1 rRNA gene is annotated in these 212 nt (G+C 58.5%); it reads right to left on the bottom strand.

The annotated features are described in order from the left end of the window. Positions 1–129: 129 nt before the first annotated feature. Positions 130–212: ribosomal RNA gene (locus tag KUM38_RS24060) — 16S ribosomal RNA — on the bottom strand; the annotation flags it as partial.

Genomic DNA, 212 nt, shown 5'->3' with positions numbered 1-212 from the left:
AGCAGTACTGGGAAGAGAAGCTGGTCAAGTGTGCCGAGTAGTCAACGTTCCACCCATGAGCAACCAGCACCGGACGTTCGCCGATGTACTGGCCCCTGGACCGCTAGGCGGCCTAGAAGTGCTCCTTAGAAAGGAGGTGATCCAGCCGCACCTTCCGGTACGGCTACCTTGTTACGACTTCGTCCCAATCGCCAGTCCCACCTTCGACAGCT

The organism is Streptomyces sp. AC558_RSS880 (assembly GCF_019049255.1).
Taxonomy (GTDB): domain Bacteria; phylum Actinomycetota; class Actinomycetes; order Streptomycetales; family Streptomycetaceae; genus Streptomyces.
The sequence above is the reverse complement of the archived record's forward strand: the minus strand, read 5'-3'. Positions and strand labels throughout refer to the sequence as shown.